At 63.8% G+C, this 16,135-nt stretch carries 13 protein-coding genes and 2 pseudogenes; 8 read left to right on the forward strand and 7 right to left on the reverse strand.

All coding sequences use genetic code 11. The features are described from left to right. Positions 1–77: 77 nt before the first annotated feature. The 3 genes from IVB47_RS01325 to IVB47_RS01335 are packed head-to-tail and all read right to left on the reverse strand — an operon-like array spanning position 78 to position 2,159. A complete protein-coding gene (locus IVB47_RS01325) occupies positions 78–683 on the reverse strand; it encodes a hypothetical protein (protein ID WP_027567695.1) in 606 nt (201 codons plus the stop codon). Next, positions 676–1,362, reverse strand: a complete 687-nt coding sequence (locus IVB47_RS01330) for a hypothetical protein (protein WP_027567694.1) — start codon at positions 1,360–1,362, stop codon at positions 676–678. Before IVB47_RS01330 ends, IVB47_RS01325 begins: the two co-directional genes overlap by 8 nt. Next, positions 1,359–2,159, reverse strand: a complete 801-nt coding sequence (locus IVB47_RS01335; RefSeq protein ID WP_247459426.1) for a MotA/TolQ/ExbB proton channel family protein — start codon at positions 2,157–2,159, stop codon at positions 1,359–1,361. The genes IVB47_RS01330 and IVB47_RS01335 overlap by 4 nt, the downstream gene beginning before the upstream one ends. 179 nt (positions 2,160–2,338) lie before the next feature. Here IVB47_RS01335 and IVB47_RS01340 point away from each other — a divergent pair, with 179 nt between their 5' ends. The 6 genes and pseudogenes from IVB47_RS01340 (at position 2,339) to IVB47_RS01365 (ending at position 7,633) form a co-directional block, all read left to right on the forward strand. Beyond that, a complete protein-coding gene (locus IVB47_RS01340; protein ID WP_247459427.1) occupies positions 2,339–3,709 on the forward strand; it encodes a histidine kinase in 1,371 nt (456 codons plus the stop codon). Positions 3,710–3,716: 7 nt separating this feature from the next. Then, positions 3,717–4,367, forward strand: coding sequence for a response regulator transcription factor (locus tag IVB47_RS01345; protein WP_247459428.1), 651 nt, complete (start codon positions 3,717–3,719; stop codon positions 4,365–4,367). Between the two features lie 235 nt (positions 4,368–4,602). Then, positions 4,603–5,640, forward strand: a complete 1,038-nt coding sequence (locus tag IVB47_RS01350) for an MBL fold metallo-hydrolase (RefSeq protein ID WP_247459542.1) — start codon at positions 4,603–4,605, stop codon at positions 5,638–5,640. Positions 5,641–5,741: 101 nt separating this feature from the next. Then, positions 5,742–6,041, forward strand: a complete 300-nt coding sequence (locus IVB47_RS01355; RefSeq protein ID WP_007612080.1) for a hypothetical protein — start codon at positions 5,742–5,744, stop codon at positions 6,039–6,041. 95 nt (positions 6,042–6,136) lie between these two features. Next, positions 6,137–6,244 (forward strand): annotated as a pseudogene (locus tag IVB47_RS01360) (DNA-binding response regulator); the annotation flags it as partial. A gap of 192 nt (positions 6,245–6,436) precedes the next feature. Next, positions 6,437–7,633 (forward strand): hypothetical protein, encoded by a 1,197-nt coding sequence (locus IVB47_RS01365; RefSeq protein WP_247459429.1) that lies wholly within the window; start codon positions 6,437–6,439, stop codon positions 7,631–7,633. A 141-nt stretch (positions 7,634–7,774) separates the two neighbouring features. On the opposite strand, the gene IVB47_RS01370 is transcribed toward IVB47_RS01365, so the two are convergent. Next, positions 7,775–8,362 (reverse strand): TetR family transcriptional regulator, encoded by a 588-nt coding sequence (locus tag IVB47_RS01370; RefSeq protein ID WP_027567688.1) that lies wholly within the window; start codon positions 8,360–8,362, stop codon positions 7,775–7,777. A 583-nt stretch (positions 8,363–8,945) separates the two neighbouring features. Here IVB47_RS01370 and purB point away from each other — a divergent pair. After that, positions 8,946–10,253, forward strand: coding sequence for an adenylosuccinate lyase (gene purB / locus IVB47_RS01375; protein WP_027567687.1), 1,308 nt, complete (start codon positions 8,946–8,948; stop codon positions 10,251–10,253). A 108-nt stretch (positions 10,254–10,361) separates the two neighbouring features. Continuing rightward, positions 10,362–11,534: a M20 aminoacylase family protein gene (locus IVB47_RS01380; protein ID WP_007612084.1), complete on the forward strand. Its 1,173-nt coding sequence runs from the start codon at positions 10,362–10,364 to the stop codon at positions 11,532–11,534. A gap of 106 nt (positions 11,535–11,640) precedes the next feature. Here the strand turns inward: IVB47_RS01380 and IVB47_RS01385 are convergent, their stop codons facing one another. From IVB47_RS01385 to IVB47_RS01395, 3 genes and pseudogenes are all read right to left on the reverse strand, one after another. Further along, positions 11,641–12,966 (reverse strand): hypothetical protein, encoded by a 1,326-nt coding sequence (locus IVB47_RS01385; protein WP_027567686.1) that lies wholly within the window; start codon positions 12,964–12,966, stop codon positions 11,641–11,643. A gap of 135 nt (positions 12,967–13,101) precedes the next feature. Further along, positions 13,102–14,904 carry a caspase family protein gene (locus IVB47_RS01390; RefSeq protein WP_035961413.1) on the reverse strand — a complete coding sequence of 601 codons (1,803 nt, stop codon included), beginning with the start codon at positions 14,902–14,904 and terminating at the stop codon, positions 13,102–13,104. 39 nt (positions 14,905–14,943) lie between these two features. Next, positions 14,944–16,135, reverse strand: a pseudogene (locus IVB47_RS01395) (caspase family protein); the annotation flags it as partial.

A 16,135-nucleotide genomic window follows, 5' to 3' on the forward strand; every position in this document is an offset into this window, starting at 1 on the left:
CCAAATTGAGGGAGGTCAAGAACATGCGCCAGCGGCGCGCGGTTTGCCAGCGCTGCCCTGTCGCGATGGTGAAGAGCCTATTGCTCGTCCTTCGGCGGCATCCGGGGCGGCGGAATCGGGGTGAACACGGCGCCCTGCGCGCCGGCCGGTGGCGCCAGGAATTCGCCGGTCGAGGAATCGCCTCCGCTCGTCTCCAGGATGGTCTTGGGCGTCACATATTCCCTGACCATGTCGATGAGGCTGCCATCGCCGCCGCCGAAATCGGCAGCCCGGCCGCCTTGCGGATGTCCCAGCGCGATCTCGTTCTCCGCCGCATGGGTCTTGTCGGCCAGCCTGTCATTGTAGGGCACACGAAAGGCGCGCGGTATGCCGCTCGGGCGATTGTCCTCGTCGAGCTGCTCGACCCAGAGATAGATCGAGCCGGGATCGCCTTCCAGCGAATGCGGCTCGACGATGCGGGCCTTCAGCAGCTTGAAGGAGGCCGGCAGCCGGTCGGCGCTGGCCCAGCCGAGCAGCCCGCGCATTTCCGTGAAGCTGACGACATAGAAGGCGCTGGTCACGACCACCGCAACGGCCTTGATCGACCAGTGCAGCCGCGCATAGACCAACACGACCAGCAGCAGCGCGCCGATGACGGCGTAAGCTATCGATAGCGTGAGGATGACCGTCTGCAGGCTAGTCACGGCGCACCCTCACAGCGTTCTTGCTCACGCCAGTGCTCGGGTCGAGATCGGCGCCGTTGCGCCAGCCGCTGCGAAACGTCTCCAGCAGCGATTTCGGCCGCTGATCCACATTGACGACCTTGCCCTCGGCATCGAGCCGGAACCGCACCGCGGTCTTCTCGTCGCCGGTGTGATCGACCGTGAACTTGTTGTCGAAGACCACTTGCGCCGTGGGATTGAGCTTCTGCACCTTCACATTGGCTGTGACGGGTTCGCCGGTCGTGGCCACGAAATGTGAGACATTGACGGTGTATTCGCCGGGAACGATGCCCCGCACCGTGACGATCTCCTCGCGGATCGGCGAGGCAATCTTCTTGCCGTTGACCACGATGAAGTCGTTGGCTCCGCCGCGGTCGTCGCGGTCGAGCGTGAGGAAACCGGCCTCGCGGTGGCGATACCAGGCGATGTTGCCCACGGGATCCTGCACGAACAGGTCGAGATCGTCGGGATGGCTGTCGGGCCAGTCCAGCGTGATCATGAACTCGGCCTTGGAATCGATCTTGCCGTCCTTGGCGTCCGGTGAGACCGCGAGCAGCGCGAGGAAGAACAGGAAAGCGATCACCTGGAGTGCCTTGAACAGCATCACGCCCAAGGGATCGAACGGCTCCTCGCGCGGATAGAGACCGAAATCATCCATCATGTCGCGATTCCAGCGCCCTTGATTCCAGAACCCGTGATTCCGAAACCCTTGCGCTCCAGCACCGGCGTCACATAAGTCTCGGTCAGCACCACGGCATCCGAGAACACCCGCTGGGTCGCGGCATCCAGCATGTAGTACTGGATGCGGACCAGGATCGAACCGACCAGGCCCGCCAGCGTCGTGTACATCGCGACCGCCATGCCGTCGCTCATCAGCCCCATCGAGGACCGCATCGCGACCTTGTCGGCGGCATCCAGCCCGGCGATTGGCGCCAGCATGATGATGAAACCGACGATGGTGCCGAGCAGACCGAGCTTCATCAGCGTATCCGAGACGAAGGCCCCGAAGCCGTTGGAGCCGCGCAGCCGGTCGGCAAGCGTCCGCAGCAATAGGGTCTGGTCGACCGGGCGGTAGTCCTGCGCCGCGGCCTTGGTCACGAGGCTCTCGATGTGATCACGCACCAGCCCGCGCGGCAGCGCAGCCGCGCCGGCGTCGAGCGCCCTCCCGCCCTCGGGCGCCGCGAGCACCGCGCGGCAGCGCCGGGCCGCCGCGCCCTCACGGGCGATGGCCCGCGTGCGCAGGAAGCAGTGACCGCAGGTGAGCACATAGAGCAGTGCGATCAGGCTGGAAATGTAGGTCCGGTCCGAGGTCAGCATCAGACGGATCAGGCCGAACCGCCACAGCAGCACGACGGCGAAGATCGAAAGCCCGGTGAAGATCATCCAGAACAGGAGCGCGCTGCGCTCGGATGGGTCGGCAGCAGGCCCCGCGATCGGCCCAATCGTCATCGAACTCATGCTGCACTGCTCCTGGCCGTGAATTCCGCCCATTAGATCAAAGCCGCCGCGCCCGGTCCAAAGAGCCATGCCCAATCCGGCTTGGGAAATTTGCCCGAGCTGCCATCTTGCCGTGCCTCGCAATTGGCAAGGCGCGGCGGCGTTGTTAGGCTGACCTTACCAAATTTTGGGGTGATCGCATGCGCCTTGTGCTTCAGCTTGTCGCCCGTCTGCTTCTCATCGTCGCGCTTTGCCTCGGGGCGGCGACCATCTGGGCCACGTTCGACGCCTATCGCAGCGTCGACCGGGCGACTGCGGCCTCGGCGCAGCGGGTCGCCCAGGCGCTGCAAGCCCTGTACTGGCGCGAATTCTTGTTGCGTAGCAGCAGAACACGCGAGCAGCTTCTGCCGGTTCCGGAGTGGCGCACGCTGGAGACGATGAAGCTGATCTCACCCGGCGTCTGCGTCGAATTCCAACCGGCCATCGCATTCGAAAAGCCGCTCTGCGGCCAGAGCGAGGGGCTCGGCAAGGCGCCGCCGCGCTGGTTTGCATCGATTGTGCCGACCTTCCTCGGCAGCCATGCCGAAGCGATACGGCCCGTCAGTCCCCGCGCGGCGACCGCCGGAACGGTGGTCGCGACGCCGGATGAAACGGCCGCCATCTCGCTCGCCTGGGAATACATCCTCAACGTGATCGACGTCGCGCTCTTGATGGCGGCGGCGATCGCGCTCCTGGCTTCGCTCGCGATCGCGCATGCACTGGCGCCGGCGCGCACGATCGTGATCGCCTTGCAGCGCATGGCCCGCGGTCAGTATCGCACGAAACTGCCGCGCTTCCGCTCGATGGAGCTGGCGATGATCGGCAGCGCCGTCGGCGCGCTCGGCGGCCGGTTGGAGGAAGCGACCGAGCAACGCGCGGCGCTGACGCGGCGCCTGATCGAGATCCGTGACGACGAACGCCGCGCGCTCGCACGCGAGCTGCACGACGAGTTCGGACAAAATCTCTCGGCCATCCTCGCCTTCGCCAACACCATCGAGACGGCGAGCACGAAGGCAGACAAGCACAACGATATCGTGCAGGACGCGCGGATGATCTCGCAGGCCACGCATCATCTGATGGCCTCGCTACGCGACGCGCTGAAGCGCCTGCGCAATCCCCTGCCCGCCGAGCTTGGGCTGGAGGCGAGCCTCGTGAATTTGGTGGATAGCTGGCGCTCGCAGAGCGCGGCGCGGCCCACGATCCAGCTCGATCTCAAGGGCGACCTCACCGACATTAGCGGCCTGGCTGCCACCACCGCCTATCGCGTCGCGCAGGAATGCCTGACCAACGCGTTGCGCCACGGCGCGGCACGCGAGATTTCGCTCAGCGTCGAGCGGCGAGCGGGCGACGACGATGCGTTGCTGATCCGCGTCGAAGACGATGGCGGCGGCGACGCAGCACGCGTAAAGCAGTCGGCCGGCTTTGGCCTCACGGGCATCCGCGAGCGCGTCGCAGCGGCCGGCGGCTCATTCTCGATCCTGCCCGCCCGAGGCGGGCTCAGCGTCGCCGCCACCATCCCGCTCGCCGCGTGAGGCCGGGATGAACGAGATTACGGCAACAGGCATCTCCGTCCTGCTGGTCGACGACCATCCGATCGTGCGGCAAGGCTATCGGCGCGTGCTGGAAAGCCAGGGCGATCTGCATGTCGTTGCGGAAGCCGACAACGCCGCGGATGCCTACAGCGCCTTCAAGGCGCGCGATCCTGATGTGGTCTTGCTGGATATCTCGATGCCCGGCGCGAGCGGGCTGGAAGCCATCCGCAACATTCGCGCGCGCAGCCCGCGGGCCCGGATCCTCGTTTTCACCATGCACAACGAAGCCGTGCTGGTGAAGGCAGCCTTCAGTGCCGGCGCCAGCGGCTTCGTCACCAAGAGCAGCGAGCCGTCCGCGGTCGTGTCCGCGATCCGCAGCGTGGCGCGCGGCGAACGCGCCATGAGCGACGACATCGCGCACATCCTGGCCGAGGACAGCCTGTCGGCGGGCTCGGCGCTGGATCAACTGGGCGAACGCGAGATCGAGATCCTGCGCCAGTTCGCCGGCGGCGCCACGACCGAACAGATCGCCGCGCATCTCAATCTCAGCGTCAAGACGGTGCAGAACTATCACTATCTGATCAAGACCAAGACCGGAGCGCGTACGGATGCGCAGCTCGTGCGGTTGGCGGCCAGTTGTGGGCTGACCAGAATCTAAAGCCTGGCGCGAGCGCTTGCTGCGACCAAAATCTGGTTCCCGACTGGCCATCCCAACGAAGGTCTCCAAATCTCTCTTAGATTGTGCTAGGCTTCACCACAGGCACGGCATTCAGCACCAAGCCGCCAGTGGATGTGCGTCCGGCTCCGATCTTTCGTCGAGAGCCAGTTTGGACGGCTCTCGAAGCCGCCCTCGTTCCCGTTGTATGTCTTGCGCGACAACAGGAGACGCTTTCATGAATATCAGGAACAGTCTTCTTACAGCACTGATCGCCTTCGGCGTTCTTGCGACCGGGCTTACGGAAAGCGCGGCAACGCAGGCGAAAAACCAGATCACGATTCTCTATGACGCCTTCGGCACAGATGAGGCGATGACGAAGGACTGGGGTTTCTCCGCCCTTGTCGAGATCGCGGGAAAACGCATCCTGTTCGATACGGGTAACGATCCGGAAATCTTCGCGGCGAACGTGAAAGCCAAGGGAGTTGATCTCTCGGACCTCGACTTTGTCGTTCTTTCACACCGCCACTCCGATCATATGGCCGGCTTGTCCTACCTCCTGAGCATCAATCCGACGGTCAAGATCTACGCGCCAAAGGAAGGATTTGGCATCTACGGCTCGTCTCTGCCGTCCGGCTTCTACCGCAAGGACGAGGCTTTGCCGCCGGAGATGCGGTACTATGCAGGCAAGCCGCCCGCGGTGATGAAGTTCGGCACGGCATGGGCCCACGCGAACTTCGAACTGATCGATCAGACCACCGAGATCGCTCCCGGTATCACACTTATCTCGCTGATTTCCGACGCACCGGGCACGAGAGAACTCAAGGAGCTGTCCTTGGCCGTCAACACGGCCGACGGCATGGTCCTTCTGGTCGGTTGTTCGCACCCCGGCATAGAGCGCATCGTCGAAGCGGCGACGGGTATCAATCCCAGGATTCATCTCATCGCGGGAGGATTTCATCTGGTCGTCGCACCTGACGAAGCTATCGCGAAAGTCGTTACCGCCCTCAAGGACAGGTTCAAGGTCGACAGCGTAGCCCCGGGACATTGCACCGGCGAGCCGACTTTTGCCGCGCTCAAGAAGGCGTTCGGCGACAACTATCTCTACGCAGGCCTCGGCACGTCGATTCCGGTTGCAACGGTTGCGGGCGTGAATGTCAGGCGCGGGGAAGGTCCGACGCTCGACGACCTTGCGACCTATCGCAAACTCGCTGGGCGCGAAGACCCGTTCGGCATATTGCGCTTGCGCAGCTCGCATTTGGCGCCCGCGCTTTAGGGCGCTGGCCCGGGGCTCGCACTTTAAATCATGCTGTGACCGGTAGGATTGGAACTGACACCGTCGCGCCGTGGTTAGTAGCGGAGTGAGGGAGTTGCGCCATGAGTAAGGCTATTCGCGAAGCCATCCATCATCCCCCGATCATCACTGTCGGCGAGCTCATCGATGAACTCTGCCGTCTGCCAGACACAGCGACGATCCAATTCCACTGCCCCATTCTCGAACAGGAACTTGCGTTCTACCGCCTTCGAAAGCGGTCAAAGGATGTGGTCGAAATCGAAGTCAATACCTATCCGGAAAGCCCGTCGGTCGTGCCATCGGCCAACGCCGCCTTACGTGCGCGAAAAAAGACCCATCATCCGCGCTCGCTCGGCAATGGCAGCGTTGCCCATAAGGTCTGAGATAGAAACCGACAGGTCCCGTCAGGTGTCGCGGCTTCGGACCGCGCGAAGGAAGTCCGGCCGACGCCTTCAGCCCGCGCAATACCAGCGCGAGAGTCAAGACGCTGCAGAACTATCATTATCTGATCAAGACGAAGACCGGCGCGCGCACGGATGCGCAGCTCGCGCGGCTCGCGCGGCTCGCAGCGGCTTGCGGGCTGACGAATTTCTGGCGTCGCTCGAGTTCCGTTACCCCGCGCGCCGAAGTTCCTCCGGCCGCAATGAAATCCAACCCAAAGCAAATCTCCGCCATCAACTCCGAGCAAATTCAACGTTAAGCGCGGCCACAGCGCGTCTCGCAAAGAGCTCCGCTGCTTTCAGGCCCCGCGACTGAGATGAAATCGGAGTGAAGCGACATGCACCAACTGCCAAACGACACTATCGCAGTCACCCTGCCAGAGTTCGGTCAATCCATGACCGTGCTCGGAGATCCCGGGTTGGCAACCGATGACTGGGGCGGAAACGATGCGTTGACGGCAGCCATATCGAGTCTCAACTCGAACGTGACGCTCGTTGGGGAAGACCTGGTGGCCATGCATGGCAATTCTCACGGAGGAAACGACAGTCTCGTGGTGAGCGTGGATGGCGGCTGGGATAGTGCCATCACCGTTGGTGATGCCCAATCCATGGCGGACAATACCCAGGGCGGGAACGACACCCTCAATGTCGATGCCCACAACTCGCTCTACACCAATGTTTATCTCTATGGCGACGTCCAGGGCGACATGTCGGGCAACGCGGGAGGCGGAAATGACACGCTGACGGCGTCGACCGGATGGAGATCGTTCGGGTCGCTCAGCGGAGACGCTGGAGGTGCCATGAGCGGCAATGCGCATGGCGGGAACGATACGCTGAGCGCCACGGACTATGGGATAAATGGCGGCGGCGACGCACTCAGCGGCGATGCCACGGGTGCCATGACTGACAACGCGGTCGGCGGAAACGACATCCTGACCTTTGCGGCGAGCAGTGACGCCCAGCTGGGAGGAGGAAGCCTGTCGGGCGATTCCGGAACGTCCATGTCCGACAATACCCAGGGCGGAAACGATATCCTCACTGCCGTCATCGATGGCGAGCGAGCTGCTTTCAGCACGACGTTGTACGGCGACGCTCCCACGATGTCGGGCAATGCTCACGGCGGGAACGACATCCTCACCGGCGGATCGAGCCCCGATCGCCTGGCGGGCGATGCGATGAGCTACGCTCCTTCCTCACCCGGCTCGATCACCGGAGGCACGGATACCCTCAACGGTGGTGGCGGCAATGATCTCTTGTGGGGCGGGCCGAACAACGACACGTTCGTGTTCAACACGGGCTCCGGCCAGGACATCATCAACGACTTCAATCAAGGCAACCAAGCTGTCGGCAGCACCACCAGCGAACATGACCTGATCAACCTGCATGACTACGGCTTCGCAGACTGGGCAGCCCTCTCCAGCCTCATTGGCGACAATAGCGCCGGCGATGCCGTGATCCACCTCACCGCCAACGATACCATCACGTTGGACGGCGTGCACACGGCGGCCCTGCATCCAGCGGACTTCGTCATCTGACGGCGCTCACAGCCAAGCAGGATGATGGGATGGTGGTCACGAGAGAATCGTCGAGGCCAGGCCCGTCATCCTGCCGATCGCCAAAGTCATGAGCAGGAGTGAATCAAGCCCCAAGCTGCGATGTACGCAGGCTCCGCAACCTCACGCCGCCTTCAGCCCGCGCAATACCAGCGCCAGCGTCGCATCGACGCGCGCCGCGAGATCGGCGTCCTTCCATTCGTCGGCATGAGCCGGATGGTGGAAGCGGACGGTGGCATCGAAGATCGCGCGTGCGGTGGCCTTGACGTCGTCCACGGCGAACACGCCCTGCGTCACGCCGTCGGTCAGGATCGCCGCGATCTGGTCGATCATCGTGTCCTTGTGACATTTGACGGCTGCACAGGCCTCGCGCGCCAGGGTCAGATAGGTGTCGAACATCTCGGGGTCGTCGAGCACGCGCGAACGCTTGGCGGCGAACAGGGTGCGCAGCCAGCGGTCGAGCCGCGCCGGGGCCGGGCCCTGCTCTTCGGCGAGCTGGCGTAAGGGCGCGTCGATGCGGTCCAGCCAGCGTTTTGCGACGGCCTCGCGCAACGAGGCCTTGCTCGGGAAATGGCGGTAGACGCTGCCGTGGCTCACATCGAGCGCACGGGCGACGTCGACTACGGTGGCCTTGGCGAGTCCGTAACGCCGCAGCACGTCCTCGGTGACTTCGAGGATCCGCTCCGGCGTCAAGATAACGGCTTCGTTCATGCCAGCACCATGTTCCCGTTGAGGGCTCAGTTACCCGGCGATGGAGCTGCTTCCGAAGCGCCCGTGCCGGTCGTTTCGGAAAGCTCTCGCCTTAATGAGGCAGTTTTGCAGCCTGCGCCGCGATCTGGCGCGCCACCAGTAAATTGAGCCAGTGCCCAATCGTCCCGGTCAAATTGATGATTTCGGTCGTCATTGTCGTAAGTCTCCAATCAATTGGCGGTCCCCGTTGTTCAATTGCGACCCTCAATCCCCCATTTGCTTGGGACGTCGGGCTCCCGGGATGCCGCCAGACGCCCCAATCGGAGCGTCCAGGAACGGATATACACGTCTCGCTGACAGATTTCAATATCTGTCAGTCAATGATCCGTGATTGACAGTTAATATCTGCGAGCTTCTCCCCTGAGGCCGGCTGCCCATCGCCCCGCCGCCGCCGGGCCGATGATCCTGTCCAGCCCAATCATCCCCCGCTACGTTGCCGGCGCCGTTTGTTTCGCCCTCCCCGCTCTGCTAGATCACGGCGTAAAAAGCATTTTGGCAGGTCGCCCCCTTCCGGGTCGCCCGCCCACCTTCCTGGAGCAGTCCAATGATCCCCCGCTATACCCGCCCGGAAATGGCCTCGATCTGGGAGCCGCAGACCCGGTTCAAGATCTGGTTCGAGATCGAGGCGCATGCGGCGGACGCCCTTGCCGAGCTCGGCACGATCCCCAAGGAGGCCGCCAAAACGGTCTGGGCCAAGGCCAAGGACGCCAGTTTCGACGTCGCCCGCATCGACGAGATCGAACGCGAGACCAAGCACGACGTCATCGCCTTCCTCACCCACCTCGCCGAGATCGTCGGCCCAGAGGCGCGCTTCGTCCATCAGGGCATGACCTCCTCCGACGTGCTCGACACTTGCCTCAACGTCCAACTCACCCGCGCCGCCGACCTGCTGCTCGCCGACCTCGACAAGGTGCTGGCGGCGCTGAAGAAGCGCGCCCTCGAGCACAAGATGACGCCGACCATCGGCCGCAGCCACGGCATCCACGCCGAACCCGTGACCTTCGGCCTCAAGCTCGCTTATGCCTATGCGGAATTCTCGCGCGCCAGGGAGCGCCTGATTGCGGCGCGGAAGGAAGTCGCCACCTGCGCCATCTCCGGTGCGGTCGGCACTTTTGCCCAGATCGATCCGCGCGTCGAACAGCATGTTGCGAAGGCCATGGGCCTCGTCCCCGAGCCGATCTCGACGCAGGTCATCCCCCGCGACCGCCACGCGATGTATTTCTCGACGCTCGGTGTGATCGCTTCCTCGGTCGAGCGTTTCGCGGTGGAGATCCGCCACATGCAGCGCACCGAAGTGCTGGAGGCCGAAGAGTTCTTCTCCGAAGGGCAGAAGGGTTCGTCCGCGATGCCGCACAAGCGCAATCCGGTGCTCTCGGAAAACCTCACCGGCCTGTCGCGCATGGTGCGCGCCTATGTGACGCCGGCGCTGGAGAACGTCGTGCTCTGGCACGAGCGCGACATTTCGCACTCTTCCGCCGAGCGCATGATGGGCCCCGACGCCACCGTGACGCTCGACTTCGCGCTGGTCCGCCTCGCCGGCCTGATCGACAAGCTGCTGGTGTACCCCGCTAACATGCAGAAGAACCTCGACCGCCTCGGCGGCCTCGTGCATTCGCAGCGCGTTCTGCTGGCGCTGACCCAGAAGGGCGCAAGCCGCGAGGACGCCTACAAGCTCGTGCAGCGCAACGCCATGCCGGTCTGGCGCGGCGAAGGCGACTTCCTCCAGCTTCTGAAGAAGGACGCTGACGTGAAGAAGTATCTCACCGACGCCGAGATCGAGGAGCAGTTCGACCTCGGTTATCACTTCAAGCACGTCGACACGATCTTCAAGCGCGTGTTCGGCGAGAGCTGAACGTCCTTCGTAGCCCGGGTGAGCGCAGCGATACCCGGGACTTCCCTCACAAAGATCCCGGATGTCGCTTCGCTCATCCGGGGCTACAAATCAAGGCGGACCTTCCTCATGCCCATCGTTAACCGCGTTGCCGCCCTCTCCGACGAAATGGCCGCCTGGCGCCATGACTTCCACGAGAACCCGGAGCTGCAATATGACGTCCACCGCACCGCCGGCATCGTCGCCGACCGCTTGCGCGAGTTCGGCTGCGACGAGGTGGTGACGGGGATCGGCCGCACCGGCGTCGTCGGTGTGATCCGCGGCCGCAAATCCGCCTCGGGCAAGACCATTGGCCTGCGCGCCGACATGGACGCGCTGCCGATCATGGAGACGTCGGGCGTCGCCTACGCCTCCAAGGTCCCCGGCAAGATGCACGCCTGCGGCCATGACGGTCACACCGCCATGTTGCTCGGCGCCGCCAAATATCTCGCCGAGACCCGCAACTTCGACGGCACCGCGGTCGTGATCTTCCAGCCCGCGGAAGAAGGCGGCGGCGGCGGCAAGGCGATGGTCGAGGACGGACTGATGACGCGCTGGAACATCCAGGAGGTCTACGGCATGCACAACATGCCGGGCCTGCCCGAGGGCCATTTCGCGACCACCCCTGGCGCGATGCTCGCCTCCTCAGACAACATCCAGATCACGGTCCACGGCAAGGGCGGTCATGCCGGCGCGGGTCCGCACAAGTCGATCGACAGCGTGCTGATCGGCGCGCAGATCGTCAACGCGCTGCAATCGATCGTCGCGCGCAACGTCGATCCGCTGAAGTCCGCCGTCATCTCGATCACGCAATTCCACTCCGGTACGGCCTTCAACATCATCCCAGAGATCGCCGAGCTCGGCGGCACCGTGCGCACGCTCGACCCTGAAGTGCGCGATCTCGTCGAGCGCCGCATCGGCGAAGTCGCCGACAGCGTCGCGCGCGCCTATGGCGGTTCGGCGGAAACCAAATACACGCGCATGTATCCGGTGACGATGAACCATGCGCGCGAGGCTGGCCTTGCCGCCGACGTCGCCCGCGACATCGTCGGCGCCGAGCGCGTCAACGACAAGTTCATTCCGATGATGGGCGCCGAAGATTTTTCCTTCATGCTGGAAGCGCGCCCCGGCGCGATGATCCTGGTCGGCATGGGCGACGGCAACGAGTGCCACCACCCGGCCTACGTCTTCAACGACAACATCTTGGGCCACGGCGCGTCCTATTGGGCGCGACTCGTCGAAACGCGGATGCCGGCGGGTTAGCGCAGGTCTCGTAGGGTGGGCAAAGCGAAAGCGTGCCCACCAGAGCCTTCTCCGCTGCGAATGGTGGGCACGGCGCTTTGCGCCTTTGCCTACCCTACAACACCACTCATCCCTGATATTGCAGCACGTGCATGCCGGCGTTCCAGTCGGAGACGAACATCAGCCCGTCCGGCCGGACATAGGCGTCGCAGGTCTTGGCCGCGAGCGCGACGTTCGGGCGGGGGTCGATGAGCTTTTTCGGTGTCGGCGGCACCCAATACGCGATCTCCTTCGGTACGAAGGCGTCCCTGATGTCGAACACCCTGACGCCGGCATTGTTGTAGGTCGCGAAGATCGTCTCCTCGCTCTGGAACGAGCCCGGGCGGTTCTCGTGCAGATTATGCGGCCCGAAGGTGCCGTTCGTGCAGAAGTCGCGGTCGCGCGGGGTCGGCAGGGTCGCGATCGGCACCGGGTTTCCAGGCGCGCGCACGTCGAGGACGAATGTATGGAACAGGCCTTTGGCGCACTGATCCGCATTGGCTTCGTCCGCGACGATCGCAAGCTGTCGCTTGGGCAGCGGCAGCGGCGTATGCGTGCCGCCGGCGAAGGGCGGCGACCAGTTGATGTGGGACAACAGCTTTGGATTCACGGGATCGCTGATGTCGTGGATGGTGAAGCCGCCATCGCGCCAGGCGGCGTAGCCGCGATCGCCCGCCGTGATCATGTGATGCAGCGCAAAGCGCTTGCCCTTGGGCGTCGCCGGCTCGCCGACCGCGCGGTTCATGCCCGGCAGCCACCATTTCGCGACGATCTCAGGCTTGGTGATGGTCTTGAGATCGACCACGCAAAGGATGTGGTCGGTGAACCCGTCGAGATGCGCTGACACATAGGCATAGCGTCCGCCTGGCCACCACAGCCGGTTGATGCCGAAGCCGGGCATTTCGAGGAACGCGATCTCGCGCATCTCGTTCGGTTTGGAGATGTCGTGGATCGAGAGACCGCAGCGGAATTTCTTGGCCTTGGTGATGCTGTCGACCAGCGTGTTCTCGAAATAGCCGCGCATGTTGTCGTACGACTGCATCGCGACGATATTGGCGCCGTTGGCAAGCAGCAGCAGGTCTTCCGCCACCTGTAAATGATGGGTGCGGGTGTATTGTCCTGCGGTGAAGAAATTGACCGGCTTCAGCGCACGCGGATCGGATGCGTCCAGGATCGTCACACCGTCACTGAACATGTGTCCGACATAGACGTGCTGCCGGTTGAACATCACCTGCACGCTGTCGGGCCGTCCGCCGATGTCGCTATAGGAGATGTGCTTGATGCCCTCGCCGATGCCTTCGGGGGGAATGTCTGCCTCCGAAGCCCCTGCGGACCTCGACCACCCAGGCAGCGCGGCGGATCCGAGCACGGCCGACAATTGCTGAAGGTGGCTGCGGCGCGAGAGTTGTGGCATCTGTTTCCCCCATTTTTGTCGGGATGATGCTCGCCTGCGACGAGGCATGCAAGCCTCGTGTCGTCCGCCCTCATCCACACGCGCACGACTCGCGCCGGATTCATGAGCGGACCGCGACGACGATCCGGCGGGGGGCTAATTACATATCTCGGTTCGTACCATGACGCCGGCGTTGTTCTTCACATAATCCATGTGACAGCCCTTTGCGACCGGTCTGCAGCCGGCGCCGTTGCAGACCATCTGGCCGGAGACTTGTGACTTTGGTGCCGTTGACTCGGTATTTCTGCGGTCGCTATCGCGCCTCCTCGAGTCCTCGCGCGTCGCGACCGGCTTCTTCTCCGGCACCTTCTCGCATTCGTTGTCATCGCCGACGCGATAGCCGGCGCGGCAGGTGATCTTCGCACATTGATCGCCGTCGGCCTTGAAGCCAAAATTGCATACGAGCGGGCAGACGCGTCCCGGCTTCGCCTTCAGCGCATCGAGAGCGTCGACACTCGCGAGCTTCGCGTCGAACTGGGTGCCGGCATATTTGTTGAACAACGTCAGAGAGCGCTGCGTTGCGGCGTTCCAGTCGCCGTCGGGGGCGGCCGAAAGACAGCCGACGCGGCGCAGTTCGCTCTGAACCGATTTCGCGAGATCGCCGGGCAGCGGGGAGCTTGGCGGCGACGCCAGCGCGGCCACCTTCCTGCTCTCGGCATCAGCCGCCTGCTTGTCCGCCGCCTGCTTCACTGCGGCATCGGTCGCCGCCTTCTCGAGCGCCCGCTTCTCCGCGAGCGACTTGGCCGCGGCGGCTTCCGCCGCCTTGCGATCTCGTTCGGCCGCTTCCGCTTTGGCCTGCTCGATCTGCTTGGCCTTCTCGGCCGCGATCCTCGCCTCTTCCGCGGCTTTCGCCGCGGCGGTGGCTTTCTCCAGCTCGGCCTTCTGGGCTCGGTCGGTCGCGAGCCTCGCCTTCTCCTGTTCGGCCACGCGAGCCTTCTCGGTCGCCGCCGTGCGATCCTCCTCGGCGGCAATCTTCTTCAGCTGCACGCGAGCGAGGTTGGCGTAAAAGCCGTCGGGATAGGTCTGGAGGAATGCTTCCCAGGCCTCGCGCAGGCCGGCCTGGAGGGCGAGCTCGTAGTCCTTGCGCACACTGTCCTGCGGATTTGCCTGCGGTCCGGCTGCGGCGACCGGCCTCACCGGCACCAGCGACACATCGCTGCCGCCCAGGGAGCCATAGACATACGGCTCCTGCTTGTTGCCGGTCTTCTTCAAGACGTCGTCACGGACAAAGCCGAACGCTTTGCGCAGGTCGAGCCCGGGCTTCGGCAGATGATCGGTCAACGCGACCGCGAACGGGCTGTTCCGGGAATCGCCATCCGATGCCGTCGACCCCGCCTTGGCCGCAAACGCAATCATCGTGTTCGGACTGGTCGGCTCGACCTTGGCAAGCCCGCCACCAATCGCGCGCGAGGCCAGGGTGCGCTTCATCGTCTTGGCGAATGGGTTGTCGCGGCACGCATCGAGGATGACAAGACGAAGTTGTTTGGCCGGTTCGACCGCATACAGCGCCCGATCGAGTGCGATCGTCTCATCGAGGACATCGCCGTCGGTTTCCAGCATGGCGTCGGTCGGAACGAGATAGTTGCTGCCGTCCAGCTCGATGCCGTGGCCCGCATAGTAGATCACGGCCATGTCGGCATCGCGCGTCCTGGCCGCGAACTCGCGTAGGGATCGCCGCATTTCGCTGGCGTTGAGGTCCAGCCTGATCTCGACCGTATCGAAGCCCGCATTCCTGAACATGCTGCCGACCAGCCCGGCGTCGTTCACCGGGTTCGCGAGCCGCGGCGCGTTCTTGTAGGCGGAATTGCCGATCACGAGCGCAACGCGCTTGTCCGCGAGGGCAGCGCCGCACCCGAACCAAATGCCGAATATCAAAATCAATAGGCTTCGAACAATCATGAAAAACGCCCAGGCCTATGCGGCCATTCCGATGATACCCTAATTGCAGACTTCTTTCGTCCGGCCAGACATCACTGAGCTCGCATCAGAAGTACTGGCCCGTTCTATTCTGCATCCCTTGCCGACAGGACGGCAGCCAGCGGAATTGCAAAATATCTGGCCAGATGCTTGCGGCTTCGATGGCGTCGACTCTGTGTCCTTGCGATCCTGGTCACGCTTCTTCGAATCCTCGCGCGTCGCCACCGGCTTCTTCTCTGGGACCTTCTCGCAGTCGTTGTCGTCACCGACGCGATAGCCGGCGCGGCAGGTGATCTTCACGCATTGATCGCCGTCCGCCTTGGAGCCGAAATTGCAAATGAGCGGGCAAACGCGTCCGGGCTTTGCCTTCAGTGCATCCAGCGCGTCGACGCTTGCGAGCTTGGCGTCGAATTGGGTGCCGGCATATTTGTTGAACATGGCCAGCGAACGCTGCGATGCTGCGCTCCAATCGCCGTCGGCGGTGGCGGACACGCAGCCGACGCGGCGCAATTCACTCTGCACGGATTTTGTCAGATCAGCCGCCGACAATGTGGATGCCGGCGCCGGTGAAAGGGCTGCAACTTTTTGCTCGACCTCAGGCATCTGCCGATCGACCGTCGGCTTTGCCACCTGCTCCGCCTTCTCGGCGGCCTGCTTGGCGGCCTGCTTGGCGGCAAGCTCGGCCTTGGCCTTCTCCGCCGCCTGCTTCTCGGCCTGTGCTTTCGCCGCGGCAGCTTCGGCCAGCTTGCGCTGCTGCTCGGCCGCATCCGTCCTCGCCTGCTCGATCTGCTTCTGCTTCTCCGCCGCGATCCGGGCCTCTTCGGCGGCTTTGGCCGCCGCGGCCGCCTTGTCCTGCTCGGCCTTCTGGGCACGTTCGGAAATGAGCCTTGCCTTCTGCTGCTCGGCCGCGTTCGCCTTTTGCTCGGCCGAGGCGCGCGTCTCTTCAGCGGCGATCTTGTTCATCTGGCCCTTGGCGAGATTCGCATAGAACCCCTCGGGATATTGCGCCAGGAAGGCTTCCCAACCGTCGCGCGTGGCCAGCTGCAGCGCGAGCTCGTAATCCCTGCGAATAGAATCCTGCGGGTTGGCCTGCGGCCCGGTCGCTGCGGGCTTGGTCGCGACCAGCGGTACGTCGTCGCCACCGAGCGAGCCATAGACGTAGGGCTCCTGCTTGTAGCCGGTGCTCTTGAGCACGTCGTCGCGCACGAAGCCG

The sequence above is a fragment of the Bradyrhizobium sp. 62 genome (assembly GCF_023073035.1).
GTDB lineage: Bacteria > Pseudomonadota > Alphaproteobacteria > Rhizobiales > Xanthobacteraceae > Bradyrhizobium.

Coding starts and splice junctions, on each gene's coding strand:
- IVB47_RS01330 (WP_027567694.1), bottom strand. CDS start 1,362: ATGATGGATGATTTCGGTCTCTATCCGCGCGAGGAGCCGTTCGATCCC.
- IVB47_RS01335 (WP_247459426.1), bottom strand. CDS start 2,159: ATGAGTTCGATGACGATTGGGCCGATCGCGGGGCCTGCTGCCGACCCA.
- IVB47_RS01340 (WP_247459427.1), top strand. CDS start 2,339: ATGCGCCTTGTGCTTCAGCTTGTCGCCCGTCTGCTTCTCATCGTCGCG.
- IVB47_RS01345 (WP_247459428.1), top strand. CDS start 3,717: ATGAACGAGATTACGGCAACAGGCATCTCCGTCCTGCTGGTCGACGAC.
- IVB47_RS01350 (WP_247459542.1), top strand. CDS start 4,603: ATGAATATCAGGAACAGTCTTCTTACAGCACTGATCGCCTTCGGCGTT.
- IVB47_RS01355 (WP_007612080.1), top strand. CDS start 5,742: ATGAGTAAGGCTATTCGCGAAGCCATCCATCATCCCCCGATCATCACT.
- IVB47_RS01365 (WP_247459429.1), top strand. CDS start 6,437: ATGCACCAACTGCCAAACGACACTATCGCAGTCACCCTGCCAGAGTTC.
- IVB47_RS01370 (WP_027567688.1), bottom strand. CDS start 8,362: ATGAACGAAGCCGTTATCTTGACGCCGGAGCGGATCCTCGAAGTCACC.
- purB (WP_027567687.1), top strand. CDS start 8,946: ATGATCCCCCGCTATACCCGCCCGGAAATGGCCTCGATCTGGGAGCCG.
- IVB47_RS01380 (WP_007612084.1), top strand. CDS start 10,362: ATGCCCATCGTTAACCGCGTTGCCGCCCTCTCCGACGAAATGGCCGCC.
- IVB47_RS01385 (WP_027567686.1), bottom strand. CDS start 12,966: ATGCCACAACTCTCGCGCCGCAGCCACCTTCAGCAATTGTCGGCCGTG.
- IVB47_RS01390 (WP_035961413.1), bottom strand. CDS start 14,904: ATGATTGTTCGAAGCCTATTGATTTTGATATTCGGCATTTGGTTCGGG.